General features: G+C 45.2%; 24 protein-coding genes. 8 read left to right on the forward strand and 16 right to left on the reverse strand.

Features of this window, described 5'->3' with window-relative positions; genetic code table 11:
- Positions 1 to 3: 3 nt before the first annotated feature.
- Both IPJ71_11375 and IPJ71_11380 read left to right on the forward strand, forming a co-directional pair.
- Positions 4 to 624, forward strand: a complete 621-nt coding sequence (locus IPJ71_11375) for a hypothetical protein (GenBank protein ID MBK7844278.1) — start codon at positions 4 to 6, stop codon at positions 622 to 624.
- A complete protein-coding gene (locus IPJ71_11380) occupies positions 617 to 1,504 on the forward strand; it encodes an acyltransferase (GenBank protein ID MBK7844279.1) in 888 nt (295 codons plus the stop codon). Before IPJ71_11375 ends, IPJ71_11380 begins: the two co-directional genes overlap by 8 nt.
- Before the next feature lie 7 nt (positions 1,505 to 1,511).
- Here the strand turns inward: IPJ71_11380 and IPJ71_11385 are convergent, their stop codons facing one another.
- On the reverse strand, positions 1,512 to 4,064 hold the full coding sequence (locus IPJ71_11385) for a hypothetical protein (protein ID MBK7844280.1): 2,553 nt from the start codon (positions 4,062 to 4,064) through the stop codon (positions 1,512 to 1,514).
- Between the two features lie 260 nt (positions 4,065 to 4,324).
- Positions 4,325 to 4,867, reverse strand: a complete 543-nt coding sequence (locus IPJ71_11390; protein ID MBK7844281.1) for a hypothetical protein — start codon at positions 4,865 to 4,867, stop codon at positions 4,325 to 4,327.
- 148 nt (positions 4,868 to 5,015) lie between these two features.
- Between IPJ71_11390 and IPJ71_11395 the strand changes: the two genes are divergently transcribed.
- Positions 5,016 to 6,104 carry a putative porin gene (locus IPJ71_11395; GenBank protein ID MBK7844282.1) on the forward strand — a complete coding sequence of 363 codons (1,089 nt, stop codon included), beginning with the start codon at positions 5,016 to 5,018 and terminating at the stop codon, positions 6,102 to 6,104.
- Between the two features lie 186 nt (positions 6,105 to 6,290).
- On the opposite strand, the gene IPJ71_11400 is transcribed toward IPJ71_11395, so the two are convergent.
- Entirely contained in the window at positions 6,291 to 6,734 is a 444-nt protein-coding gene (locus tag IPJ71_11400) for a hypothetical protein (GenBank protein ID MBK7844283.1), read from the reverse strand.
- Between the two features lie 219 nt (positions 6,735 to 6,953).
- Between IPJ71_11400 and IPJ71_11405 the strand changes: the two genes are divergently transcribed.
- The gene (locus tag IPJ71_11405; GenBank protein ID MBK7844284.1) at positions 6,954 to 7,799 is read left to right on the forward strand and encodes a LysR family transcriptional regulator; all 846 of its coding nucleotides are present in this window, start codon (positions 6,954 to 6,956) and stop codon (positions 7,797 to 7,799) included.
- 121 nt (positions 7,800 to 7,920) lie between these two features.
- Here the strand turns inward: IPJ71_11405 and IPJ71_11410 are convergent, their stop codons facing one another.
- From IPJ71_11410 to IPJ71_11460, 11 genes are all read right to left on the reverse strand, one after another.
- Positions 7,921 to 8,703 (reverse strand): nucleoside phosphorylase, encoded by a 783-nt coding sequence (locus tag IPJ71_11410; protein MBK7844285.1) that lies wholly within the window; start codon positions 8,701 to 8,703, stop codon positions 7,921 to 7,923.
- Complete coding sequence (locus tag IPJ71_11415) at positions 8,704 to 9,045, reverse strand: Hpt domain-containing protein (GenBank protein ID MBK7844286.1); 342 nt, start codon at positions 9,043 to 9,045, stop codon at positions 8,704 to 8,706. It lies immediately after the preceding gene.
- 97 nt (positions 9,046 to 9,142) lie between these two features.
- Positions 9,143 to 10,213, reverse strand: coding sequence for a ferrochelatase (gene hemH, locus IPJ71_11420; GenBank protein ID MBK7844287.1), 1,071 nt, complete (start codon positions 10,211 to 10,213; stop codon positions 9,143 to 9,145).
- Positions 10,210 to 11,445, reverse strand: a complete 1,236-nt coding sequence (locus tag IPJ71_11425) for an FAD-dependent oxidoreductase (GenBank protein ID MBK7844288.1) — start codon at positions 11,443 to 11,445, stop codon at positions 10,210 to 10,212. The genes hemH and IPJ71_11425 overlap by 4 nt, the downstream gene beginning before the upstream one ends.
- Positions 11,445 to 12,800 carry an oxygen-independent coproporphyrinogen III oxidase gene (hemN, locus tag IPJ71_11430; GenBank protein MBK7844289.1) on the reverse strand — a complete coding sequence of 452 codons (1,356 nt, stop codon included), beginning with the start codon at positions 12,798 to 12,800 and terminating at the stop codon, positions 11,445 to 11,447. Before hemN ends, IPJ71_11425 begins: the two co-directional genes overlap by 1 nt.
- Positions 12,797 to 13,819 (reverse strand): uroporphyrinogen decarboxylase, encoded by a 1,023-nt coding sequence (locus IPJ71_11435; GenBank protein ID MBK7844290.1) that lies wholly within the window; start codon positions 13,817 to 13,819, stop codon positions 12,797 to 12,799. The genes hemN and IPJ71_11435 overlap by 4 nt, the downstream gene beginning before the upstream one ends.
- On the reverse strand, positions 13,809 to 14,492 hold the full coding sequence (locus IPJ71_11440) for a response regulator transcription factor (GenBank protein MBK7844291.1): 684 nt from the start codon (positions 14,490 to 14,492) through the stop codon (positions 13,809 to 13,811). The genes IPJ71_11435 and IPJ71_11440 overlap by 11 nt, the downstream gene beginning before the upstream one ends.
- Positions 14,489 to 15,382: a HAMP domain-containing histidine kinase gene (locus IPJ71_11445; GenBank protein ID MBK7844292.1), complete on the reverse strand. Its 894-nt coding sequence runs from the start codon at positions 15,380 to 15,382 to the stop codon at positions 14,489 to 14,491. Before IPJ71_11445 ends, IPJ71_11440 begins: the two co-directional genes overlap by 4 nt.
- Entirely contained in the window at positions 15,375 to 16,670 is a 1,296-nt protein-coding gene (locus IPJ71_11450; protein MBK7844293.1) for a glutamate-1-semialdehyde 2,1-aminomutase, read from the reverse strand. Before IPJ71_11450 ends, IPJ71_11445 begins: the two co-directional genes overlap by 8 nt.
- Entirely contained in the window at positions 16,671 to 18,188 is a 1,518-nt protein-coding gene (locus IPJ71_11455) for a hydroxymethylbilane synthase (GenBank protein ID MBK7844294.1), read from the reverse strand.
- Positions 18,179 to 19,081 carry a hypothetical protein gene (locus IPJ71_11460; protein ID MBK7844295.1) on the reverse strand — a complete coding sequence of 301 codons (903 nt, stop codon included), beginning with the start codon at positions 19,079 to 19,081 and terminating at the stop codon, positions 18,179 to 18,181. Before IPJ71_11460 ends, IPJ71_11455 begins: the two co-directional genes overlap by 10 nt.
- An 84-nt stretch (positions 19,082 to 19,165) precedes the next feature.
- On the opposite strand from IPJ71_11460, the gene IPJ71_11465 reads away from it, so the two are divergent.
- The 3 genes from IPJ71_11465 to IPJ71_11475 all read left to right on the forward strand — a co-directional run bounded on the left by IPJ71_11465 (position 19,166) and on the right by IPJ71_11475 (position 21,151).
- The gene (locus IPJ71_11465; protein MBK7844296.1) at positions 19,166 to 19,396 is read left to right on the forward strand and encodes a hypothetical protein; all 231 of its coding nucleotides are present in this window, start codon (positions 19,166 to 19,168) and stop codon (positions 19,394 to 19,396) included.
- Between the two features lie 112 nt (positions 19,397 to 19,508).
- A complete protein-coding gene (locus tag IPJ71_11470; GenBank protein ID MBK7844297.1) occupies positions 19,509 to 20,603 on the forward strand; it encodes a hypothetical protein in 1,095 nt (364 codons plus the stop codon).
- A 104-nt stretch (positions 20,604 to 20,707) separates the two neighbouring features.
- Positions 20,708 to 21,151 carry an Hsp20/alpha crystallin family protein gene (locus IPJ71_11475; protein MBK7844298.1) on the forward strand — a complete coding sequence of 148 codons (444 nt, stop codon included), beginning with the start codon at positions 20,708 to 20,710 and terminating at the stop codon, positions 21,149 to 21,151.
- A gap of 127 nt (positions 21,152 to 21,278) precedes the next feature.
- Here IPJ71_11475 and IPJ71_11480 read toward each other — a convergent pair whose 3' ends face one another.
- Positions 21,279 to 22,124 carry a hypothetical protein gene (locus IPJ71_11480; protein MBK7844299.1) on the reverse strand — a complete coding sequence of 282 codons (846 nt, stop codon included), beginning with the start codon at positions 22,122 to 22,124 and terminating at the stop codon, positions 21,279 to 21,281.
- Between the two features lie 634 nt (positions 22,125 to 22,758).
- Between IPJ71_11480 and IPJ71_11485 the strand changes: the two genes are divergently transcribed.
- Positions 22,759 to 23,529 (forward strand): hypothetical protein, encoded by a 771-nt coding sequence (locus IPJ71_11485; GenBank protein MBK7844300.1) that lies wholly within the window; start codon positions 22,759 to 22,761, stop codon positions 23,527 to 23,529.
- Positions 23,530 to 23,546: 17 nt separating this feature from the next.
- Here IPJ71_11485 and IPJ71_11490 read toward each other — a convergent pair whose 3' ends face one another.
- Positions 23,547 to 25,358: a carboxylesterase family protein gene (locus IPJ71_11490; protein MBK7844301.1), complete on the reverse strand. Its 1,812-nt coding sequence runs from the start codon at positions 25,356 to 25,358 to the stop codon at positions 23,547 to 23,549.
- Positions 25,359 to 25,408 lie beyond the last annotated feature (50 nt).

Raw genomic sequence — 25,408 nt, forward strand, 5'->3', positions numbered from 1 at the left:
CAAATGCGTAGCAAAGTCTTTAAACGACACATCAGAAAAAAAATCAGAGATCTGCAGTTGTTTGCCGATCGGATTTGGTATCCACCCTTACTGGGATTTCTTGCGGCCTTAGACAATTTAATCCTAGTCATTCCCAACGATGGGCTTCTGATCTCAAGTTCTATGCTCACCCCAAGAAAGTGGCTTGCCCTTGCCATCAATGTCACATTTGGATCCACTCTTGGGGCACTCGCTCTCATTACAATTGTGAAGTCACAAGGCCTACCTTGGATTCTCGAGGTTTATCCCGGCCTTGACCAAAGTCACATCTGGCTTTGGTCTCTTAACTTTTTTCAGAGATACGGCATGTTCCTTGTATTCCTTGTCGCCCTGACTCCAATTGCGCAGCAACCTGCCGTCATGTTGGCAAGCCTTGCTCAATCACCAACTCAAGAACTTTGCTTCGTGATATTTTCTGGTAGACTCATTAAGTTTATTTTTTTGGCTTTTCTCGCCTCCCACACTCCAAAGTTAATTGGCAGATTATGGGGCGTTCAGAGAGAACTTAAAGACTTTGAAATTGTGACTGAGAAAGAAGCAATGGAAAAACGAAAGCGACCAAAGGATATTCGCGACGATGGCTAAACTCAAGCGTATTTCTTTGGGCACTCTGTGCCTTGTTATATTTGTCTTAAACACAATCATATTCGGCGGCCTCATCTGCATCTTCATCCCCTTTAAACTTCTTTTTGCCACACAAAATTTGAGGCATTGGGTGTCCGCAAAAATGGTTCACCTTGCCGAGAAATGGATCAGTGTCAACTCGTTGTTTATGAGCAAAGTTCACCATATTCAATGGGATGTCTCGGGAATAGAGAATCTCAGTTTCGACAGATCTTACCTGATCAGTGCAAATCACCAGTCTTGGGTCGATATTCCCGTTCTCCAGGAGATTTTCAATCAACGGATCCCCTTCATACGGTTCTTTCTCAAGAGTCAACTCCTCTATGTTCCAATTCTGGGCGGAGCCTGGTGGGCTCTCGATTTTCCTTTTATGAAAAGACACTCTCGTCAGTATCTATCTCGACATCCCGAAAAGCGGGGCGAGGATTTTAAGACAATCCGAAAAACTTGCGCAAAATTTAAGGATACACCGACCTCGATTTTGAATTTTCTTGAGGGAACAAGATTCACTAAGACTAAGCATGAAGACCAGAAGTCCAACTATCAGAATCTTCTGAATCCAAAAGTGGGGGGACTCGCATTTGTGTTGAACGTCATGGGAGAGCAGTTTGATTCGCTTCTTGACGTGACAATATGTTACCCAAATCAGACCCCTAATCTCTGGGATTTTCTTTCAGGTAATGTTCAAAATATTAAAGTTAGAGTGGAGCGGTGGCCAATTCCTCCAGAAGTGACGAGCTCTCATCATTTGAAATCCGAGAAAAATCGAAAGCTGATGCACGATTGGATCAAGGAAATTTGGGAAAACAAGGATCGCCAGCTCACATTGATGACCAAGTAAGTTGGAACTAATTTCGACGTGGCGTGATCACGTCAACATCCAAGCGCAACACGCCCTCGAGGCTTAACTCTTCGTTTAAATTTAAAACTCCTTGTTCCACTTTATAGTAATCTTTTGGAATTTCCTGAACTGATCCATTCTTATAAACCAGGCGAACTTTCCAAACCCATTCGGTCATTGGATCAATTGCCAACTGATAACTATGATTGACCCACTTGACAATCAAATCCAAAACAAAACCAAGAGACTCCTCATAAGAACTAAGGCACACCGGAAAAACACGCGAATTTCCATCTCCCAACAAAGTTCCCAATTGCCTGTAGCGATAGGCTGGATCAATATATTGGCTTTCGGGTTTGCAATCTGGATCACCCGGTGGAACAACAAATTGCGCAACAAAAAATCTATTGGCAAAAGTGGATGTTAAGCGATTCGCTGTCTCGGAAATGATCGTCGCATTGTCGGCAATCATTCCTGATTTAAGCCAGGAGCCGACGCGAGCATTGTATTGTGTTGATGGTTGAATTTTATAGCCCTGATCTCGGCGGCAACTGGCTTGATCAAGATTATGACCATTTACTGCGCAGGAACTCAATAGTCCCTGTATATTATCACTGGAACACATTTGAGGCGATTCGTATATCTTGCCCGAGCATTTCGCGTGTGGTGCCAGGTTGTTGCATTCGTTGTAACACTGTCCCTGAACCATGAAAAGTTCGCCGGTTCCGCTATTCGATAAAAAATGGACAACGGCACTGTTCCACTCATCTGTCGAACACTGAGTCTTTCCTAATTCACAGGTAGACGGATTTGCGACATTCAAGGTTTTATTTCGAATAGAATGGGAACAGGTGTAGAGACAATCTCGAATGTTTTCAACTGAAGCCCCGCCGCCCAAATGATTCGCGGCCAGTTGTTTTAGATTCTCATCAGACATGCAGCTAACCTCTCCCGCACTTCCGTTCTGCGAGGGGTTCACTCCATTACAATGGTAGATACTTCGGTCGTTCAATGCCAAATTTCGCCAAGGGTAAGTCGGGGCAGGACATTGAACATTGCACTCAAATATGTCTTCCGGATCGATGTAGGCCGGAGACTTGGAATCAGCAAACTCTCTCTGAGTTGTGCTGCAGGTCTTACCACAATTGCCTGGCCTTTCAGTCAAAGTTGCCGACCTCAACGAATTTCCGTCGGTCACGCAACTGTGGCGACAACTTTCTATATGGCTGGCATCTAACCCGGCAAGGGCAGCTGTCGAATTAATTTCGGCAGTATTACAAGACCGAAAACCTTCTGCTTGGCCATTTGCAGAGCATGTCCCACCTGCATAGTCAGCAGCAAGAACTGATTTCTCCGTCGATATTTCGTTCTTACAAAACACTTTGCAGGAATCAGGAACAAGTCCATAGGGTCTAAGATCTGCCGGAACGGTCGCCAAAACCTCATCACAACTGACCGCCGTCCCAGCCTCATTATCGACCTGGCAATATCCATTTATTGGATTGCCTCCATTTATATTATAGACGCGACTGGCAGATTCGGCTTGTGGGATGTTGTCCACCAACGTGTATCTGCGATAACTCACCCATTCCTTTCTCTGCTTAATTTTATAGTTATAGTTTCGTCGATGTCGATTGTATCGATATTCGATCTTCCAGGTTTCTACGGGTGTTGTCGATTGATACCTGATGGATTCCGTCACCTGTCTGTAGGAATAGCTCAAGTGATTCTCTCGGTTTGGCAGATAGTCCATCTCATAGCTGTATTGGCAGCCTTGGTCACCTGGCTGACAGGCAACACTCGTTGGATCTGCCAGCTCTTTGCGCACTTCTTGTACTTCCTCCCTGGGACAAGAGTTGAGATCGCTTGCATCATCCTCATTTGCAGCGATAATAAACGCCTGATAGGCTTGAGAACTCTTATTTGCCTCAACAACGCGAAGAAGTGAGCACAGACCTTGTTCCTGATCATCACCCGAAGTTCCAATTCCAGCAATTGAGCTTGAATAGGAATTCGTAAAATCCGCAAACTGTTGGTCCGTCATTTCGGACCAAAACGAGAGTGGCGACCTCCCCTCAGAGTGTGACTGAGAGATGGAATAGCGTTTGACATTCCAATAGGAAGTTGACGGAAGGAGGCTTCCAATTTGTGAAAGTGGAAGTTCAATCCAGTCAGAGCCATTCTGATATCGAACAAGTTCAGACATCACAACCGACGATTTGTCACCCGTTAAGCTTTGGGTTGTTGTGTAAAGTGACATTTTTCCGGAAAATCCTCGGAGCCGGCTTGTAACCGTTTGAAAGGCCTCTGCCACATGATTGTGTATCGGTTTCATTGAATTGGAATTATCAAGAATTGTCGAAACTTCAATTGATGGACGGCTTTCCTTTTGCTCCGGATCCAACGAAATGTGCCTGAGTTCGCCAACAATACCGGCCTTGATCAATTCATCGCTCGACTCAAACCCAACTCGCGAACAATTTTGAAATACCAAGCCAACAAATACTGCCAGACAAAAAATGCCGACAACCACCCTAGATATGATTCTTGATTCCATCATGCCCCGATACTCCAAATGCCGCCATGTTTATCAATTGCTAATTACCGCAATATTACAGTCTCAAAAATAATTGTATCTGATACTCACTCAATTGTCTCAATACCAATGTTTCAGAGTCTCAAAATAAGCCGATAAATACTCGAGGCACATTCAGTTTTACCATCCTGACCGAGTGAATACCGTTAAGGCGACTTTTGAAATGCCTCATTTTGAGTCTGTGAAATGTACTTCGAAGAAGGCTCTTTTTATATTTTGCCGCCTCAGATCGTGTTGGACAAACAAATCAACCAGATTGATCTCACAAGATTCCGGAACGGTTCTCCGATTGCGAACAGAGGAACTCCGACCAATGACAAAGCGAGATAGAGACAAAAGGTCCAAAAATCTATCCATAAGCGTCGGTACCATGACTGAGAACCCCGAAATAGCCAAATGCGAAAAATCAGATAAAAAACAAAAGTTCCGAGCTGAGTCCACCAAAAAAGTCGCCAATTGGATTTTAACAAGAAATCCGATACAGTCTGCAAAAAATCCCTATCGGCGACTCCGTTGAGGATATTCACGACAGGCTTAGAAAGTTCCTCAAATTTTTTTTTCATCTCATCAATTTGTTGGAATCCCCTCTCCATTGAACCCTTAAGATCTTCAACGACTTGCTCACGTGAGAGGGGTTTCGGAACTTCTTCCGCAGCGTAGACCGAAGGTGAACTGATAGTCTCAAGTAAAAAAAGAAAAATGAAAACACAATAATAATGAGAAAAAAGGCGATAGCTGAGGGAAGGATGGCAAACTGAATAACGCATATGCATAATCTCCAAATGACTATTGACTGAATATCAGATTCATCCAAGATTTACACCTGTCTCGCCATTTTCTGAGCGATTTTTTGCAAGCCAAAAAATGCAAATGAACTGAGCGAGAATATTCGCCAAATTCAGCAGGAGAATAAATATGAAAATGACAAAGATTCTGTGCGCTGCCTTTTTCTTTCCTCTTTCTTTTGGGGCTTTTGTTACGTTTGCTCTCGAAGCAACTTCCAGTGTCAAATTGAAGGGCGATCTTCGATTTCGAAATGAACTGATCAAAGTGGCAAACAAAAAGGATCGCTTGCGGCAGAGAATCCGAGGGCGCCTCGGATTTGAATCTAATGCCAATGAGTCCGTCGAAGTGGGTGGCCAATTGGCAACAAGCGAAGCCAATAAGGCAACTTCTACAAACGCGACCTTTGGTGGATCAGAAAGTGCCGGGATGAAAAAAGATCTCGCTTACATCGATACATTTTACTTTAAATGGAAAGCATCTGAAGCTCTTTCTGTGACGGGCGGAAAGTTCAACAATCCTTTTTACAGATCCGGAGGAAGCGAGATGATCTGGGACAGTGATCTCACTCCAGAAGGATTGGTCTTGGCTTATTCCTGCCAATGTTCGGAATCTTTTGGCTGGTTTGCGAAGGGCGGCGGTCTTTGGTCAAAAGAATACGACCAAGAAGCAGATGAAGTCCTGGGTGCGGCGCAAATTGGAGCCAAAGCAAAAATGGGGGATTATGATCTCACCATAGGTTCTTCTTACTACGATTTTGCTCAGACGGACAAAGCCCCAGGAGGCCCCACATACGGTGGACCATACACCACCATCCCGGCTAACATTGAGGGATATCAGCTCTTAAATCTATTTTTTGATGTGAGTCTGTACTTGGGCGACCATCCTGTTCTTTTTTACCTTGATTATGTTTCCAACCAAAAGGCAGACGACGAGAACACTGGGTACACTTTGGGATTGAGGTACAACAAGGCAAAGGAAGTCGGATCCTGGGATATCGAACTTTACCATCGCAAGCTCCAACCGAACGCAGTGATCGCCGACATTTCAGACGGGGACGTTGGTTCCAGCGATGTTGAAGCCACTCGCTTCATGGCAAATTACATGCTGGCTCAGAATTCTGTGTCTCGCGTTTCGTTCCTGACCAATCAATTAAACGCAAGTACAGGTACGAAAACCAGATCTGATACCGTTCAGTTGGATTTTGTTTTTGGTTTTTAATTTTTGATTATTCTGATCTTTTCGCTTCGTCTTAATTTGGAAGATTTGAGAAATTTTCCTTCCAAGAAATGGAGCTCAACTGAGCTTCATTTCCGAAATATGATCACCATCACTGCTAATATGTATCCCGACTAAAATTAAACACTTTTCGGCATGGAATCGGCAGATAGGATGACCGGACGCTCTTCACGATGTCAGTGTCCGAGCAAACCATCTTCTTATAACTTCCTCACCAAATATCTCGTAGGTGTATTTTAAAAATCTTTCGAGATTAGTATAAAATTCAAAACCCTGCTTTTCAAAAAGCGGCACTAAATCGGGCTGATGATGCAAAAACTCGCCGAAGTATCTTTGACAGAAATCCGCATACTCTCGCGTGTAAAGCAAAAATAGGTGCCACATTTGGTCGATCTCTTTCATGTCATTGTCCATGATAAAAAAGAATTCTAGACCGATATTGTTTGGATTTCGAATGCGATCGCTAGCATGTTTCTTTGTTCCCCAGAAGAAGCGCAAGAGGTCGGAAAATATATCCTCAGCCCGATTGGCTTTCTCTGGATACTCCTTTTTAAATCGATTCACTACTGGCTGATTTTTATATTCTAGAATTTCGCTTAAACTACAAATCATTGGATGACCTCTCTTGAAAAAAAATGGGCGGCACGCTGGCCGCCCAAAAAATTAAAATATGGCGCAGCACTTACCTCGACATTTATCTGTTACAGATTTTTTCTGTAGAATCTCATTTATCAGTTCAGATTTCATGGAAACCTCCTTTTTAATACGAATAACTGTTTTGAATGATAAAATATAATTGAAAATTTGGAGACCTATGATAGGCAAATACCTATGATACCAACATCCACTGAATTGAAATATTTTATTGAGGTTTACCAAACAAAGCATGTGACAAGAGCGTCTCTTCGGCTTGGCGTTACACAACCTACGCTGACACAGGCCATTAAAAATATCGAACTAAAAATTGGATCGCCATTATTTCACAGATCAAAACAGGGTGTTCATCCTACAAAATTTGCTGTCCAGTTTTATGCAGACGTTATGAAACTAAAAGGCTGCTGGGATGCCATCAAATATGATCTTGATAAGGGCGTTAATGAGATCGAGGGGGTTTTTACAATCGGTTGTCATCAGAGCGTTGCTGCGTACGTAGCGCCACCATTGCTTAAAAATATTGATTTGGAGCACCCGAATCTTTCGCTACGGTTTGTCCATGATTTCTCGAGAAAAATTATTGAAAGGATTGTAGCATACGAAGTTGATATCGGCTTCGTCGTTAATCCCTTTAAACATCCTGATTTAGTTTTTAAAAAAATTGGTGACGACAGAGTAGCCTTTTGGAGAAAAAAATTAACCCCTCATCTGCCCAGGAGAATATTTGCAGATGGCCAAAGAGAGGAAATCGAAAAACTTCTTGGCTCGACCTTCAAAAAGCACTTTCAGGGTTGGAAAATCGTAGACACATCCAGCCTAGAGGTTGTGCGAACATTAACAGCGGAAGGTCTTGGGGTTGGCGTAATCCCTGAACGAGTTGCATGTGCAGACTCCCTTGATCTAGAGATTTATGATCGAAAGTTTCCCGTTAGGCCTGATGAAATCTACTTGGTATACCGAAAAGAAGTTATGGCTTCCAAGGCCGCGAAGGAACTTCTAAGACTTGCGGCGGTCAAAATTTGACCCATTTTACCTCCGCTTCCTGTTCGCGCGGCCCTGATGCCCACTTTTGCTGAAGTAAATGCCCACGTCATTCAGCCAAAATGTATAGAATGTCACAGTATCCCTTTTTTGTTTGAACACCTTACGACTGCAATGAATTGAGTGTATCTAGAATTATCTTCAGCCCCAGTTCCATTCCCTGTTTGACTTGTTTAAAGTGAAAATTCGGCTCCCATTCCCGCTCATCCTGCAATAAATCACTGACAACGAATATGGCAGCTGCCGATACCCCTCTGTATTTGGCCACGGCGAACAATGCTGAAGCTTCCATTTCAACCGTCAGAATTCCTGCCTCACGATAATAGCGCAACTCTTCTTGAGTTTCTCTGTAGGGACTATCAATCGTCCATGAACTCCCCTTGCCAAAAACCACTCCACAGCGACGACAGCCCTCCTTGAGTCGATTCACGAGAACTGGATCTGCTATCGCTCTGTCACCTGGGGCCAAATAATGATGAGAGGCCCCTTCATCGCGAATTGATTCTTCACAAATAACCAATTCTCCCAACTTTAGCTTTGGAGAAATTCCTCCAGCCATTCCTAGCGACACAAATTGGCGAACTCCAAAGGTTGTCAGTTCCTCAACTTTGGCCGCAACCGCAGCAGCTCCGATTCCAAATCCACTCAGGTAGGCAATTCTCAATCCGCTAGATTTGAAAAATCCAAGCCTCCCCCCCAGAAAGGCGCGAACAAGAATGTCATGGTTGGAATCGATCTTCTCTTCAAATCCCGATGAATAGACAAAAATCACAGCATCAGGTGGATCATAATCCAATCTGCCCTGCTTCTTCATATAATCGACTATTTTTTCAGGATTCACCCACCCCGGAAGCCGCCACTTTTCGGGGTAATGCGGAAACGACATTCAGGACATCTCTTTGAGGAACTGATGCAAATCGGACTGTATTTTTGCAAGCCGAGAATTCAACTCATCAACGACCCCATCGAGATGATCAAGGCTGTTTGATTTTCCAGCGCTTTCAATCCTTTGCGCCAAGAGAGCTGCCTCGTTTGCGTAGAAATTTCGCAAACTCCCTTTTAAACGATGAGCCGCCTCTTCAACAGATTTTGCCTTTTTCTCTTTCAGGCCCGCTCGAATTTTAAATATTAATTTTGGCCAATCGTCCTCAAAGAGACTCAGCAAGCTAGAAAAAAGCTCTTTGTCTCCTTCAATGAGACTCATAAATGACTCACGATCAAAACTCACTGCTTACCTCAAACCAAGAATACTGATTGGGATCATTCAAAGTTGTCAATATCAAATCATAACGGAACCTGGCTGCACTTACCAGCTAATTTTTAACCTATGAGGGCGAGGTTTGTAAGAGTTCAAGAGCACGAGGAAATTCAAGCCAGTTGTCAGTTTCCATGAGTTCCCTGAAGGACTCCACCCAAATGGAGTCAGCATTCAAACAGGGAACTAATTTGAGATCTTCCCCACCGAGAGTTTGAAATAGATCTCTCGTCCGAATTCCGATTTCCTCTAAGGTTTCGAGACAATCTGAAACAAACGAAGGGCATGCGACCAGAAGCCTCTTAACGCCTTTCTCAGCGAGCCTCTTTAGCTCGACCTCAAGACTTGGGTTAATCCATTTCGCTCGCCCCAATCGGCTTTGAAAAGCAATGGAAGACTGCTCGTTGGGGTGCCCGAGCTCTTTTAAGAGCAATCGCGTTGTTTCAAAACACTGCGCTCTGTAGCACAACCAATTGTCCTGTCTCAAATTGGCACAGCACTTGTTATCGAAATTACAAACTCTCTTGAGATCCTGCCTCTTTGTTAGATGCCGCTCAGGCAGACCATGATAGCTAAAGAGCAGATGATCTGGCCGAAAATTATCCTTTTCCAGGTTTATGATTTTGGTCGTCGCCCGAATAAAGCCAGAAAACCAAAAAAAATGGGGAAGGCATTTTATTCTTTCCGGGTTCCATTGCAAGCCCCTTAGTTCTTCTTTGACTTTAAGCAAACCTGTTGTGGTCGATGAATCAGCAAATTGAGGGTACAAAGGCAAAATATAAAGTTCGCGGATGTCGGCCTGCCGAAATTCAAGGAGAGCCTGCCGAATAGATGGCTCTCCGTATCTCATCCCTAAATTGACAAGCCAACCAGAGTCCATTTCTCTGCGCAAAGCCTTGAGCAGAGCCAGACTATGAATCAAAAGCGGCGATCCCTCTGGACTCCAAATCTGGCGATAGGCATGGGCACTCTTATAACGACGGCGCGGAACAACAATCACGTTCACAAACAACCAACGAAGAAGCGCAGGCACATCAATGACCAGGGGATCCATCAGGAACTCACGCAAATATTGACCCACGGCCTTCGGCTCCGCAGCACTTGGCGTACCGAGATTGATAAGCAGCAATCCCTTTTTCATTCAATTCCTCGCTGAGAAAAAATCTCATTTGGAATATTGAGACTTCTCTCAACCAAGCCCGCAATGCCGATTTTTCCAAGATAATTTCCCGTCAAAAATAAATTGGATGGCAGATGCAGCTCTGACAGAAAGGATTCCAAATAAAGATCGTAGAAAGGCAAAGCTTCTTTCCAAATAAAAATATTCTGGGACAAAGCTTGTGACTTCTTTCCAAACAGTCTCGCTCGATCTTCTAAAATTTTCTTGAGTATTTCAGCCTCGCTCAATTCAATCGCTTCTGGCTTCAAAGCTCCACCCAAAATCCAAGTTTCAGCACTTACAGAACTACGACCTGGAAAAATACAGGTTGGAACGAGCACTCCCAAAGAATTGGCCTTTTCCCTTTCGCTGAAGAGACAGCCGAAACCCTTCAACACTGTATCTTCCTTTGAAAAAAATAAAGTCGCTGAGATCACTGGCAACATGCGAATTTGTTGCAATTTCTTTGAAAGATCGGGAAAGACAGTCTTTGTGATTCGGGCTGCCTGAGCCGCTGAAGTCGCCAGCACATGGGGAGTTCTTCCATCTTCCCACAATTCCCACTGGTAGGTAGATCCCGTAAAAATCTCTACCCCTAAAGCTCGAATCCTCTCCTCAAGGGCGCAAATGAGCGCTCCCATCCCTCCGAGAGGAGCCACTGTTCCGCGCAAAGATGGCTTAGGATGCTTGGGTCGGCCAAAGAGGGGACCCAAAACCAACGAAGCACTCAGATCTCTCGAACGCGAAGCATAGATTCCTAGAAGTGCAGGCCCCAGTAATTTCTCATCCACCCAAGGACCAAACCAACGAGTCAACCAACCAGAAACGGTTTCACCTGAAGTAGGGGCTATCCGATCCTTCCCGCGAATTCGATACCATAATAGTTTTGAAATAAGACCAAGGCTTTCAATTAGCGTAAACGGCCAGCGCCTGGACCTGCCACCTACGTAAACATATCGGTGGCGTGCCGAAGGAAGTGTTCCCACAAGAGGCACACCCAGGCGCTGGCAAAGGTTTTCTACGATTTTAGAATTGAGAATCCCATTCGCCGCTGACTCGGATATTCCATATTCACTGCGATAGGTGCCAATAAGTCCGCCGACCGCCTCTTTCTCTTCGTATAGCTTGACTGAGAATCCAGCTTCAACCAGCGCAAGGGCGGCTGTCAGACCAGAAATGCCACCCCCAATAACTACCACTTTAGGCTTGCTCATCACATGGCCTGCGAAAAAACCTTGGTGCTCGGTTTTTGCTGACGCAATCGAAGATCCAAAGCCATGCAGGCGTTTCGCAAAAATGGCATCCCAAGCTGAGTTATTTTGAGAATCCCGTTCTCAAGAGTAACAATTGAGTCATCAACAAGAGCAGAAAGAAAATGCCTAACATCTTCCTCTTGCTCCCTATCGTGCATAGCAACTTCCCCTCGAGTCATAAACAAGAGAATCTGCTCCCTCTGCCTGAGGTCCTCCTCGCTCAACAGATGCCCTCGAAAAGTGGCTAAAGCTCCTCCCGCAATCTTTCGCTCATAGACATTAAGAACCTTTTCATTCTGATGAAAACAGCTCGGAGATTCTGAAATAGCACTCACTCCAAGACCCAAGAGCACAGAGGTGCGTTTGTCCGTGTAGCCCATGAAATTGCGATGCAAATCTTTTGAGGCTTGGGCCTTCGCGAGAGCATCAGATGGTAGCGCAAAATGATCCATACCAATCTCAACATAGCCAGCCCCGAGAAGAATTTCCCTTGCTATTTCATAAAGCTCCCGCTTTTGGGCCCCGGCAGGAAGATCTTCGTCTTTAAACAATCTCTGTGCCGGTTTTATCCATGGCACGAGAGCAAAACTATATAGGGCAATGCGGTCGGGTCTCAGATCCACTGTCTTTAAGGCCATTGCTCGAATAGATTCAGGCGTCTGCATGGGCAATCCGTAGATCAAATCAAAATTTATTGAATTGTACCCCAATGACCGAGCCAGCTCGTACACGCCCTTCGTCATTTCATAAGGTTGAATGCGATTCACAAGTCGCTGAGTCTCAGGATTAAAATCCTGAATTCCAAGACTGATTCGTCGAAAACCAATTCTGTGAAGCTCGGACAGCTGCTCTTTGGTCGCTCTTCTTGGGTCGACCTCAATTCCCGCTTCGAAATCGTCCCTCCGGATTTTGACTTTATCAAGAATGGGTTGGACAAGGCGAACCAAATTTTGAGCCGAAAAAAAAGTCGGCGATCCTCCACCTAAATGAATCTCACGCAATGGATGGGAAAGAAACTCTGGCACCCTCTCCAGATACATAGAAAGTTCTCGATGCAAATGCTCAATGTAAGGATCTTCCTTGTCATGATTTTTTGTGATCGAAGTGTTGCACCCACAAAAAGTGCAAAGTGATTCGCAAAAAGGCATATGTATATAAAGACTCCAAGGGACTTCGGCCTCCTGAGAAAAACCTTGTCTCAGAGAACTGACCCACTGCTCTGAAGTTGGAGAATCTGTCCAATAGGGTACAGTTGGGTAACTCGTATAGCGAGGCGCGGGCACGTCATATTTTTGCAGAAGTTCAGAATACTTCATTTGAAAACCTCCCTCACCCTCCGAACAAACTCGCGCACGTTCTCCTCTGGCGTTCCGGGCAATATACCGTGTCCGAGACCACACACCCACCCAGCTCTCATCTCTCTGCTCATCTCAAGAAGAGGCGCCAAAAACTCATCAAGACGCTTCGAAAAACAGTCGGACCTTGAAAATAAAAGAGACTGATCAAAATTACCCTGAACAAATCCGACCTGACTCAGAGAAAACAATGAAGACAATTCCCAACGATGATCACACCCAAACCCCGCTAGCGTAACTTCAGAATCAAGAATTGGCAGGAGATGGGCCTTTTGAGTGTGATGGCTATAATAACCGAGCTGACCAGGAAAGCGCTTGGCCAAGCTAATGATTCCCGGTGCAACTCCCTGAGAAAATAGAAAAGGAGACAACTCACCTGCCGCTGTGTCCAAAACCATAACGACTTCCGCACCGCCATCGAGCTGTAACTCAATATTCTTTTCAAGGAACGGAAGAATAATTTCATTAAATCTCGGGAGAAGGTGCCAAAGAGATTTGGCTTCTTTCAAGCCCCCTTTATGACTCCCCTCTACGGCATAACCAAACAAAGTCCAAGGTCCGCCCACAAAACCAATCAGACTTTTGTCGGACGGCAATCGAGCACGGGTAGCCCGAAGCGCCTCGCGCTGAAACTCCACAGAACCGATGGCCTCTTCGACAGGCAAGAGCTTCCCGATTGTCTCCTCGCTCAGCTTCCATTCCAACTGCGGACCGGGTGAATAGGTCAGGCCCATTCCCAGAGCTTCCAACGGAAACAACAAATCGCTAAACAATATAGCAATATCAAAGTCAAAATCCTCGATCGGTCCCATAGCCGTTTCTGCTGCAAGTTCTGGAATCTTACACAGCTCCATGAAAGAGTATTTTTCCTTTAGTTTTTGGTAATGAGAATGATATCTTCCTGCCTGCCTCATCATCCAAATAGGTGGAATCTCCTGAGGAATTCTAGCCAAGGCCTTGGTAAATCGCTTATTTGCCATTGTATTCTCCTTCAATCAGCCACTGATATCCGACCCCTCTTACTGAGCGAATTAAATCTGATCCTCGAGGGCCGAGCGACTGACGAATTCTCAATATTACGTTGTCTACAGTTCTATTGGTTGGGAACTTGTCATGCCCCCAAACGCCTTCGATGATGTCATCGCGGCTCACTACCGCTGGACTCTTGTCTATGAGCAATTTCAATACCTGAAAATCCTTGAGTGGAAGATGCTCTTTCTGGGCGTGAGTTCGCTCAATCACCATTCCATCAAAATCAATGACAATATCTCCTAACTCTAACCTTCGGAGAGTACTGTGATTGTTCAAAACATGACGAATCCGCATCAATAACTCTTTGAGATGAAAGGGCTTTGGAATATATTCCTCTGCGCCTAATTCATAACCTTCGAGTCGACTTTCTGCCGAATTCTGGGCCGTCACAAAAATAAACGGATAGGGTCTCATTTTTCGAATCTCACGGGCAAAATCAAACCCCGATCCATCAGGAAGACCAACATCTAAAATAACAAGATGAAATTCTTCGCAGCGAACAAGATCACGAGCAAGAACCAAGTTGTCCGCCCACTTGACTTCAAAGCCCTCACGAACAAGACGCTCCTGAAGAGATTGTCCCAATGTTTGATCATCTTCGATCAATAGTAGCCTTTTCATAAGAGACTTCCAGGCAAATGAAGCGTGACGCAAAATCCTCCGGCCGATTCAGGAGAACGTGAAAAACTCACCCGACCGCCCATTCTCTTCACCAAAACGACAACTGAATAAAGTCCCACACCACTCCCGCTCGAAGGATTGTGGCGCTCAAAAAGACTCCCAAGATTCGCCATATCTCCACCAAATCCCTTGCCCGTATCAGATACCCTCACCTCTACGAGATTTGAATCAATTCTATTTACCGAAATAGAGATACTTTTGGCTCTCCCATGAACCTGAGCATTTTGAATCAAATTTCCAAAGATACTATCAAGCGCACGACGATCACCCCGAATCACGGCATCTTGGTTGAGATCAATATTCAGGTTGGGCCAATTCTCCCTATAGGATTCAATCAATTGTCGCAAACTCAAATTCTCAATAAAAAATTGCAGATCCTTTTGGCTCGCTAAAAAGAGAGAGTTCTCCAACTGCAACTGCAAGCGAACGACGTCTGAATCAAGACGTTTGATTGCAGGAATATCTCCAACTTCTTCACGCAAAATATCTGTCTGAAGACGCAAGCTTGCCAACGCCGTCTTCACATCATGGGAAAAAGTCGCCAAAAACTGTCGCAAGCTTTGCGATTGAAATCTTTCTCTTGAAATGAGAAAAATAAGAGTGATTCCCCCCCCAAACAAAAGGACCATCCACGCAAGGCCCTCCCAAATCAACATGTTCTTTTGACGAAATGCCATCTCCTGTTTGAAGATTTCGTGGCTCTCTAATTGAGTCAAAAAACTTGTACCAAGATAAAACCACCAAACAGCCATTGCAACGGTACAGCAAATCCATCCGACGGCGAGGGCAATCTTCCAGTTCGACCTCTTCTTCATGAAACCATTAGCCATACATTTCCTGCGTTACCCCAGCGAAAACCTCAAAAGCTTTATCCAAGGCGAGTCCCTGGTGAGCCCAAGACATAAATCCCACTTCAAAGGCACTGGGAGGTAAATAAACTCCACGATTCAAACAACCATGAAAGAATTTTGAGAATTGGGCTGCATGACCCGCGGCAAAATCCCTCACAGATCTCACTGGCTTATCTGAGAGAGGATGAAACCAGATAAGGGAAGCAAAGTTAGTGACTCTCCACGGCCTATCAATTCTTTCAAATTCAGAATTGAGCTGCTGGCAAAACTTTGAGGTAAAATCATTTAGTTTTCCCAATAACTGACCCTGCTCAATCTTTTTTAAAGTCGCAAGTCCTGCAACCATTCCCACTGGATTCGCACTCAAGGTTCCTGCCTGATAAACTGGGCCGTTTGGAGCGACCAAATCCAGCAAATCTTTACGTCCTGCATAGCACCCCACAGGAAAGCCGCCTCCTATCACTTTTCCGTAGGTTACAAGGTCAGGGCGAATACCTAAGCGCTCCGCCATTCCGCCGATTGCTACTCTAAAACCGCTGATCACTTCATCAAAGATAACCAGAGCACCATGTCGACGGCTCAGATCCACCACTTTCCGAAGGAATTCATCTCTTTGAATCAGGAGGCCAAAGTTTGCGGGAAGCGGCTCAATGATAACGGCTGCCATTTTGGAACCAGAACGACTAAAAATTTTTTCCAAGGCACTTTCATCATCAAGGGGACAAATCAAGGTCGTCTCAGCAATTTCTCGAGGAACCCCCGCACTGTCGCTGGCCACATCTCCGGCCAATCCGCTCCCCGCCTTCACGAGCATGCTATCCACATGGCCATGATAACAAGCTTCAAATTTCAAAATTTTAGATCTTCCCGTAGCTGCTCGCGCAACTCTTATGGCGCTCATCACGGCCTCAGTTCCCGAACAAACAAAACGAAGCTTTTCAGCCCAGGGCACTTTGGCCTGGATCCACTCGGCTAACTCCAATGAATAGGGCTCGCAAGTCCCCAAGGTCCATACGCGCGAAATAATCTTCTCAACTTCTGAAGCAACGTCAGGATCACGGTGACCAAGAATATTTGGGCCAAAGCTCTGGCAAAAATCGACATATCTCTTGCCTTCGACAGATTCAAGATAAGCTCCCTCGGCAAAGCGAAAGAAAAGGGGCTCCCCTCCTACACTCTTTCCTGATCTAACGGGACTATGAACCCCTCCCGGGGCCACCTTTAACGAACGATCATACAAAAACAATGAAGTTGTCGGATCAGCCATTTAACTCTCTCCTATGAGGGTCATGTGTCGCCAATTTTCAAAATCGAGGAAGACCCGCAATCTATCTGATGGGAGCAGCTTCGCAAGGATTTTATATGTATTACCTGGACCGCAGCCATGATAGCCCCCAGAAAGAATCTCAGGATACAGCTCAAGGGCTCGCTGGAAACTGCTTCCGCTCATCCAAAAAAAATGAGTTTTTCCTCTGATATCAGGTGGAGGCTCGATCGAACGCAGTTCGTAAGTCGGAATCATTTCCATCTCACCTTCTTCATAGCCTTTTAAATGAGAAAGCTTCACCCATTTAAAGTCAGCACCAGCCATTGATTCGATCATCGGTTTTTCCTGTTCACCCATCGCTTCTGCACACCCATTTACCCACAGGTCCCGCTTGGCGAGCTCCTGCCATGATCGTAATCCACTGATCCACAGGGCCCTAAATGGCAGTTTTTCCCATTCCCTAGGGAAACTCTCCGCACGAGAAATCCAGACTCCAACTGAAGACGCCCTCTCTTCAATTTTAGCATCGCTGAGGTCACTCTTGGCAATTCGCGAAAACCAACGCGCTTCTGTCGGTTGGAAGGGAAAAATTTTCTCCCGTTCCGCTCTCCACTTGGCAGGAAGAGGTTCCTCACAAATCTGTCTCAAATCCAAAATCTGCCCTTGATCCGTCAAACCCCGCAAAAATTCAACTCGGCCGTAAGGACGATTTAAAATGGAAACCCCAATTTTCTGATGGCATCCTCCTCCATACCCTGCCAAAATGCGCCTTTCTTCTGAAACCGCCTGAAAAGTTGCCTCGCATTGAATGGATTTGAGCAAAGTTCTCAAATCCTCGCGACTTTCGAGAATCTCTATTGCCAATGCACCTTGAGCTGCCGCCGCCGGGTTCAGAGCCAAAGGCAAGACACACCAATGGCAGAGTGACAAAACATCTCGAACATATCTTTGAGTCTCAGCAAACTCATTTTCTGGCGCCTCAAGAAGGCGATCGACAGCAGCCTTCGCCAAGATAAGACCATCAGCATCGCTCTCCATCAATTTCTTGAGTCGAGTAGGAATATTGCCTCGGACTGCAATAAACTCCAGCTCGGGGTGCCCAGGAAGAAGCGGGGGAAGACTCGCAGCCAGATTGTGAACCCGACGAGGCGAAGAAGATAAAACATTCAATTTGGATTTTTTTCTAGATGTCTTCTTCAAAAAAAACAGATCACGAAGGTCTGCGCGAGGCAGGGTCGCGACCACTCTGACTCCGGGCTTCTCCTCGACCGGGAGATCCTTCCAGGAATGGACCACAAGGTCAGATTTTCCTGAAATAAGATCCTCATAAAAATCTTGAGTGAAGAGACCCTTAGCAGGAGATTTATCGATCGCCAAATCCAAACGCAAATCGCCAAATGACGACTTAAAATCAAAGTCTACGATCAAATTTGGGTGAAATCTCTTAAGAGCCCGAGCCACCATGTAGGATTGGATACGCGCCAAATCACTTTGGCGCGACGCAATTTTTAGGCGCATAGGTCGTCCCAACCAAAGGGACGGTTGCGAACGGCCTTCCGCAGTTCATTTAAAACGACCTGAATACGATTTCGTGCCCCCGCTAAGGCAATCTCGGTCTGCCGCCTATTTTCTTCGATCGCAACAAAAAACTCTTGCAAGCCAACGACCGGAACGGAGCTCTTCAGTGGATCTCTGTCACTCTCGCCCCTCAAATCCAACACCAGCCGCAGATCTGGGAATCGATTGCATGACCATTTATAGAACCAATCGCTTTGCACCGGGGCTGCGACCACCAAGGCCTGGGAAAGAAAAGGCCCTTCACTTTCCATTTGTACGAGATTTGAAAAAGGAAATTCTTTACTCAAGAGCTGTGCCTTTGTGAGGCAACGAACAAAGACATTGATCTCTTTATCCGAATCCCTCTTTGCAAACCAAGGTAGAATATCTAGGACGAGTCGACCCGAACCCAACAAGGCCAGCTGAGAAAATGGGGCCAAATGCTTTCGGGCCAAACTTCCGTAACTTTGGCCTCCCAGACCAACGAGATGCTCCTGCCGAATGGCCTTTACCTCTCTAATTAGTTGAACCATCAAGCCACGCACAGGCCAGTGCCCTTCACGCCTCTTTACAACTTCATCATAAAAATCCTTAAACTGGCCAAAAACCTCAGTTTCACCAATTAAGGGCGAATGAAGCCCACTGACAATCTCGAGTAAAAACTGATAGGCTTCATCGTCCCTGTAGATTTCCCCTGAAAACTGAGACAGGCGTGCCCCATCCATCTCAATTTCCGATGAATGGGCGATGGCAATGTGTCTCAGACAAGTTGTCCAGACTTCCCAAGGGGAGGCGGGAGAAATCCAGTTAACGGAGGGCCTCTGCTGATGGAGAACAATCAATCCTGAATGCATAGACCACCATCGTATCGTGAATGGCCTAGACTTTTGTCACGCCTATGTCACAAAACTTATTAGCTCAATTTTAGCTCTTCCCAAATGAAAACGAAAATCACTTCGATTTCAGAGCCAGCCGCGAAGCAGACCCGCTCGACTCAAAAAATGGACAGACCTATTGAGCAGTTTTCTCACGACTTAGGTCTTCCATCAAAAAAAAAATTACCTCAGCGAGGGCAACTCCGTCTCATCATGGTACAATTACAGTATGAATCGCGTGGGGTTTTTATGTGTCATCTTCGGATGCTCGTTCATGGGCGCGGCTTGTTTTAGCCTCCCTCCAAAACCCTATCCATCTAACAAGTTCGCCACAACATATAAGCCCTCTCGCCACGCATTTCTAAATCTCTTTTCAAAATTTCTGGAAAATCCTTCGGTGTCCGGATTGAGTGGCATCAGAGAATACATGGCTAGCTCGGATGGCGAGGGCGACAAATACTTGATGGCCTACAAAACGCAGCGCCGATTTGCAGACAAGTTCTTTGCCCAAATTGTGGCAAATATTGAAAGGGACGACGTTTCAACGGTACGCGCGCTGCTCTATTTGGCCTATGATCTTGGAGAAGAGAACATGGACGCAGAATCTCGCTCAATCTCCTCGGAACTCATCAATGTCGAAAAGGGCAAGAATTTAAGAACAGTCAAATCTGCCGAATATCTCTTGGGGGTGCACATTTCTTACAACCACCCTCAACTGCTCCTTAAAGCGATTGCTCAAGAAATGACATCCGAAAAAAAGCTGAGCTTCTACGCGAGAAAAATTGCAGAGTTTGGCCTTGATGACGAGCTGTTCAAGCCTCTTTGCCCAAACTGTCCCCCCTATCCCGTCTCGTTTCAAGAACAAAAATATCGCAGACTCACCTCTCCCCTTGCCACAGATTCCGGTGAAATAAAGGTTCAAAATTACTTTCGCAAATCCCGTCTTGCAAAGGTCAACGAAGCTCCCATTCTGCAACTGCGCCGTTTGATTTTTGAACCTAAAGATAGTCGTATTGAGGAGTTAAGAGAGGCCTGTTACCCCAAGTCTAGCCCCTCTGCTCAGAAACCAGATATCAGAGATCTTGGAGATATGGTAAATCAAAAAATTGTCGAATCGCTCAATAAGGGAGATGTGGAGGTTGCTCGAGCCTTGGTGCTCGTTTCAAATGAACGCTGCTGGAACGAAATAGACAACATCGATGGTCCACAACCCTGGCTGGCCACCATTCTCATCTGTCACCGTCCAGAAATCTTTGTTCAAGCCAGCGCTCTAGAAAATCCGAACGAACTCTTTTTTCAGAAGATAATGAAATTCAATTCTCCGCAGGCGCTCATGAATTGTACCGGACAGGCGGCTGGAGCAGGAGATATTCAACAGATTCGTTTAGAGAAAATAAAATCAGTTGAAGCAATAACCCCCATGGAAAAACGCATCGTCGACTATATCGTGAAGAATTTCAGTGCCTCCGAGATCGAAGATCAAGACTCCGATCAAAACTAAGACATCAATAAATAGGAAAAAAATTAATCTTGACATGAGCTTTTTTGATCACAGATTCGAGTCGTGGTGGTCAGGTGAATTTTATCAAACCAAAGGAGTTATTTATGAAAACCGGGTTAACAAAGTGGAATGATCGTTCTTCACTGTGGGACTTGTTTGGTGACGTTGATGCTTTTTTCGGGAACGGTTTCCTGTCCGACAAAGGTGTGAATCCTCAGTTTGGCTTTCAGCCTGCCGTCAACGTTGTAGAGAGTGACAGCAGTTATCTTATCAGTGCTGATTTACCTGGATTGACAAGGGATGACATCCACGTTGATTTGAATGACGGAATCCTTAGTGTGAGCGGGGAGCGCCGTGAGGAAAAGGAAGTCACTCAGAAGAGCTTTCGACGCTTCGAAAAGCGTTATGGGAAGTTCGTTCGCAGTTTCCGGCTTCCTGAGAATGTGCGATCTGAAGCGATAGAAGCCAAATATGAGAACGGTGTTTTAGAAGTTCAGGTTCCTAAGGCGGAACGGGCGGTACCCAAAAAAATTGAGGTCAAATCTTAGTTGGCGAGTGGTTAAGTCGATAGGGTTCGATGAGCAAGGCTCCGTTGTTTTCGGAGCCTTCACCGCAGCGGCGGCAGGGGGGAGCCAATCCTCCGCCATCGTTCGTTTTTTGTTTCTTTAGTGACACTCAACGATAAAAGAGAAAGTAGTAAAGAAGTGGGCAACTTGTCCAAAATACGATCTGGGCCAAAAATCCGAGGGTTTTTTCCCAAGATGCACTTGTATCGGGTAACATGGGATCTTGCTTTCGAAAGAGGTGCATGAAAACTCTTTCTTCAATATGGTTTACGAATAGCCCCCAGACTCCGACATAAAGAAAGTGAAAACCCAAAACCACTACCAATCGTTGAACCATATCCACTGGCGGCTTTGGATAGTTCTTTGACCACCATATCATCACTAGAAAAATCACAAAGGCAAAATATTTGAGAACGAGAATGGGCCAATAATTTATTTTTCGCCACATTCTAGCCCACGATACATCTACCATTCGAGAAGTTAGAATATACTTAATGAGAGTATTCTCAGAAAAAAGTTCTGGTCTATCCTTACAAATAGCCTCAAGCACCATTAAATTTCCCGACAAAGCTGATGGAATCCTAAACTTCACCCCATTTTTCAAATGTATGATAAATCCACTAAAAAAGCGCGGCGATGAGATTAAAATTGATACCTTCTTAATATTTTTGAATGCTATTTCGTGTTCAGATTTTAGATCATCAATAATCAATCGATTTGGATCAAGCCAATAACGCGATCTTATCTGAGGCCGAACAAATAAAATAAGATAAATAAATGATGCCAATGGTAAAGAGGAGACGGTGAGGATGCGAACCACGGTGGTCTGAATACTGTCCCCAAGAAATTTTCCCAAATGCGCACTGAGAATAAATATTTCAGATAGAAGGCAAATAACCAGTGCAAAATAATACAGGCGAAAGCAGGCACGTCGATATTCAAGAGTTTTTTCCATTACTTTACCGATCGCAACCCAACAAGTTTCCTATATTTGGGGATTCTTCAAACAACCAATTCTCATTGCGCAATAATCACCTCTACCGCCCTAAATAGAGATTCCCACAAATAGACATATTTGGAAGTCCAAAAATGATCCATCCCCTTCTATTTCTCCCTAATGCTCGCAAAGCTTCCCTATTCCTTAGCCCTGCCGAACTCGAGCAATACACAAAAAAACACCAGACCTACTTGAGTAGCGCTCAACTGTCAGGCTCTTGAACCTGTATAAATACTGGCATATCTGACTTTTGGGGCGTCACTTCAATAGTTTGACACCAAATTCTTATAAATGTCTGACGAAGTTTTAGACAAATCGAGTCACCTCCAACTGGTTTTTCACCTTCCCAGCTGGCTCATCTTTTGAAATAGAAGTGTGTATCAGGAGGCTATATCAAATGGGAATGGGTCTTCAAAGGATTGATAAACAAAGGGAATCTGTTTCCTCACGGATTAAGAGGAACCTAGTTTTTTTTGGATGTAAAATGATCCATACCAAAGTCAAAACTCGACCAGAAATTCATTAAATTGAACTCGCCATAGTCCGATAACTTTCGTGTCGTCTGGTACTCGAACCACGAAAGGGAGCCAACATGGATCTATTGCGCCGGTATCATAAACCAGGTGGATTTCTGCAGCTCGTTCAGCTCATTGAAACCTGCGGGCCTCAAAAGCAGCAGCAGCTCCTTACAAGTATCGAAAAAGAAAGTCTCGAGTGGGCAAACGAAGTGAGGGCTAAAATTTTAACAATCAACAGAATTTTCAGCTGGGATGAACAAACATTGGCTGAGCTGATGTCCCGAGTACAAGAACTCACTTTGTCAATTGCAGTTCATGGCATAGCCCCGGAGGTTTGGGAGAGATCGACCAAAAGCTTGTCGCATGGCCAACGTCGGAGAATAGACGACCTTTCAAAGACAAAAGCCCCCTCTCCAGCCGAAATCGCTATGGCATTCACAAAAATAATTGCAGAAATTCGAGAAATGATCTCACTTGGATACCTTCACCTCGCAAAGGTTGATCCTGGCTTGGTAATAGAAACTGATATCGAAGACAAACTTGGTAAGAGGGGAACCGGACCTGTCCAGCCATCTGGCTATTCAATGAATTCTACGGCAAAAAGCTCTTCTTCAAACTCGATGCACACGCAAGCGCCCCCTCCATCTTCCTCTTCAACGTCCCATACCACCGTATCCCGTGACGAACCATTGAGCCCAGCTTCGGGAACTCTTTCTGAGCTCGGCACAGAGGTTGCGCAACTAAGAAGAGACAATCTCGAGCTCAAAAAGGAGGCGCAGTCTTTGGCAAATGAAGTTAACCAACTTCGTACAATCGTTGCACAGGTGAGAAAGACAGTTGCTTAAAGGCGCGCCCAAAACGATCATTTAGCACTAAAAATTTTGTCCCATAAATCACATTTTTCCTTTCGAAAATGATCACCTGTTGTGGAAGTTTCATTAATCAAAAGGTAACTCTCATTTGTTTTATCATAACGGGTCCATGAGCTACCCATATTTCCGGCTGAATTAACAAGCTTGCCCCAGAGTGTTCGCATAAGTTCTTCCACCACTGCGTCTCCAGTACCAAGGTATTTCTTCACAGCACTATCCTCGATGGTTTGAAAAAGATAAAATAGCTCCGCCCCGTGCCAAGCACCATATTTTTTCATTGTGGGCAAGGCCTGAGAAAAAACATATTGGTAAACGCTTTGGCTTTGCCCCTCTACCAAGGCTCGAGCAGTTCTTCGTGCGTTACATGTAAATTGACCGTCGGTGTTCATCCCAACATAGCTTTCTCTCGGCTCAGTGATAGGGTAAAGTTTTAAGAGTTCTTGGGTGTAGGGATAAAAGAAGAGAGCCTGAGCCTGGACCATTTGTGCTGTCACATTTGCGGGAACCTGGATAGACATTTCATCGGTATTGCTCCCCACTATAACTGGCACATGATTGTGTTGCCCTCGAGAGATAAGTAAAAGAGGATCGTCAGGGAGCACTCCACCCGTACCATCTATGGTGGGCTGCCAATCCATTGATACAACACCACCTTCAAGCGGGGAACCAGTATATGCGGATTCGACAAGGGTTTTTGCATCTTTTGCCCTTAAGCATGAAGCTTCATCGACAGACCCTCCAGCACCGCAGCCAATTCCGTTAATAAAGAGGTCACCCTTTTCCTTTGCATCCGCTAGAGAGCTTGCAATGCAGGCTCCACTTTGAATTGCAGCCGCAGAGAACAGTCCCTTCGCAAGCGGAGAGGCCACTTGTAGGCATGTGTCCACAGCCCCTCCCGATTCACCAAACAGAAGGACGCGAGCAGGATCTCCACCAAATTTTGAAATGTTATTCTTGACCCACTTTAGAGCCTGTTGCTGATCCAGCAAACCATAGTTTCCACTTTTCTTTGAACTTCCTGCTAAGGAATCAGCAACCAGGTAGCCTAGGACTCCCAATCGATATTGAATGGTAACCACAACGGCGTTGTTTCGCTCAGCAAGCTTTTGGCCATCAAAAAGGGTCGCTCCCAAATGCTGCTGACCAGAAGATCCTTGGGTATTTCCTCCACCGTGCATGTAGACCATGACTGATTTTTTTCGCCTATAATCTTTTGGTGCCCACACATTCAGATACAAACAATCCTCACTTCCCACGAAAACACTATCTACTATTTGTGGACAAGCGTTCGGAAATTGAGCTGCATTCACCAGGTTCGGATTATAGGCGGGATCGAGGGGTGCCTTCCAACGCAAATCACCAACGGGTGGCTTCGCAAATGGGATGCCCTTGTAAGAATAAATATTTGAATTCAATACTCCTTCAAAAACTCCAAACTGAGTAGCAACTTTGGCTCCTCCGTATTTTGGTGAAACTGGATTTCCACCTCCTGGTACAATGTTGGCATTGGTTCCAGAGCCCGTTCCTGAAACGGCTGGAGGTGACACGATGAGAAAGGGGGACGTCGTTTGGGCTGACGAACTTGGATAGATTGCCTGTGCAGGCTGGTTCGTGCTCAAGACCGTGGGGGGAATCGTCGTCTGATAAACAAATGTTTTATCAATGGGAACAACATCGGCGGCATGGGATTTACTTCGACATATAATCGTCAGCACCGCGACAATAAAATATAAGAGTCCGTTGAAAAATCCCGACTTATTTTTCCGTTGTTCAACTGTTTTCGAAACATTATATGATTCCATTCGCTCCTCCAAAAGTGTGGCCTGATCCTTCCCTCGTCTGATTGAGCAAA

The sequence above is a fragment of the Bdellovibrionales bacterium genome (genome assembly GCA_016714165.1).
Classification (GTDB): Bacteria; Bdellovibrionota; Bdellovibrionia; order Bdellovibrionales; family UBA1609; genus JADJVA01.

Excerpts from the sequence above, each read along its gene's own strand:
- IPJ71_11375 (MBK7844278.1), top strand. The coding sequence starts at position 4 with ATGCGTAGCAAAGTCTTTAAACGACACATCAGAAAAAAAATCAGAGAT.
- IPJ71_11380 (MBK7844279.1), top strand. The coding sequence starts at position 617 with ATGGCTAAACTCAAGCGTATTTCTTTGGGCACTCTGTGCCTTGTTATA.
- IPJ71_11385 (MBK7844280.1), bottom strand. The coding sequence starts at position 4,064 with ATGATGGAATCAAGAATCATATCTAGGGTGGTTGTCGGCATTTTTTGT.
- IPJ71_11390 (MBK7844281.1), bottom strand. The coding sequence starts at position 4,867 with ATGCGTTATTCAGTTTGCCATCCTTCCCTCAGCTATCGCCTTTTTTCT.
- IPJ71_11395 (MBK7844282.1), top strand. The coding sequence starts at position 5,016 with ATGAAAATGACAAAGATTCTGTGCGCTGCCTTTTTCTTTCCTCTTTCT.
- IPJ71_11400 (MBK7844283.1), bottom strand. The coding sequence starts at position 6,734 with ATGATTTGTAGTTTAAGCGAAATTCTAGAATATAAAAATCAGCCAGTA.
- IPJ71_11405 (MBK7844284.1), top strand. The coding sequence starts at position 6,954 with ATGATACCAACATCCACTGAATTGAAATATTTTATTGAGGTTTACCAA.
- IPJ71_11410 (MBK7844285.1), bottom strand. The coding sequence starts at position 8,703 with ATGTCGTTTCCGCATTACCCCGAAAAGTGGCGGCTTCCGGGGTGGGTG.
- hemH (MBK7844287.1), bottom strand. The coding sequence starts at position 10,213 with ATGAAAAAGGGATTGCTGCTTATCAATCTCGGTACGCCAAGTGCTGCG.
- IPJ71_11425 (MBK7844288.1), bottom strand. The coding sequence starts at position 11,445 with ATGAGCAAGCCTAAAGTGGTAGTTATTGGGGGTGGCATTTCTGGTCTG.
- hemN (MBK7844289.1), bottom strand. The coding sequence starts at position 12,800 with ATGAAGTATTCTGAACTTCTGCAAAAATATGACGTGCCCGCGCCTCGC.
- IPJ71_11435 (MBK7844290.1), bottom strand. The coding sequence starts at position 13,819 with ATGGCAAATAAGCGATTTACCAAGGCCTTGGCTAGAATTCCTCAGGAG.
- IPJ71_11440 (MBK7844291.1), bottom strand. The coding sequence starts at position 14,492 with ATGAAAAGGCTACTATTGATCGAAGATGATCAAACATTGGGACAATCT.
- IPJ71_11445 (MBK7844292.1), bottom strand. The coding sequence starts at position 15,382 with ATGGCTAATGGTTTCATGAAGAAGAGGTCGAACTGGAAGATTGCCCTC.
- IPJ71_11450 (MBK7844293.1), bottom strand. The coding sequence starts at position 16,670 with ATGGCTGATCCGACAACTTCATTGTTTTTGTATGATCGTTCGTTAAAG.
- IPJ71_11455 (MBK7844294.1), bottom strand. The coding sequence starts at position 18,188 with ATGCGCCTAAAAATTGCGTCGCGCCAAAGTGATTTGGCGCGTATCCAA.
- IPJ71_11460 (MBK7844295.1), bottom strand. The coding sequence starts at position 19,081 with ATGCATTCAGGATTGATTGTTCTCCATCAGCAGAGGCCCTCCGTTAAC.
- IPJ71_11465 (MBK7844296.1), top strand. The coding sequence starts at position 19,166 with ATGAAAACGAAAATCACTTCGATTTCAGAGCCAGCCGCGAAGCAGACC.
- IPJ71_11475 (MBK7844298.1), top strand. The coding sequence starts at position 20,708 with ATGAAAACCGGGTTAACAAAGTGGAATGATCGTTCTTCACTGTGGGAC.
- IPJ71_11480 (MBK7844299.1), bottom strand. The coding sequence starts at position 22,124 with ATGGAAAAAACTCTTGAATATCGACGTGCCTGCTTTCGCCTGTATTAT.
- IPJ71_11485 (MBK7844300.1), top strand. The coding sequence starts at position 22,759 with ATGGATCTATTGCGCCGGTATCATAAACCAGGTGGATTTCTGCAGCTC.
- IPJ71_11490 (MBK7844301.1), bottom strand. The coding sequence starts at position 25,358 with ATGGAATCATATAATGTTTCGAAAACAGTTGAACAACGGAAAAATAAG.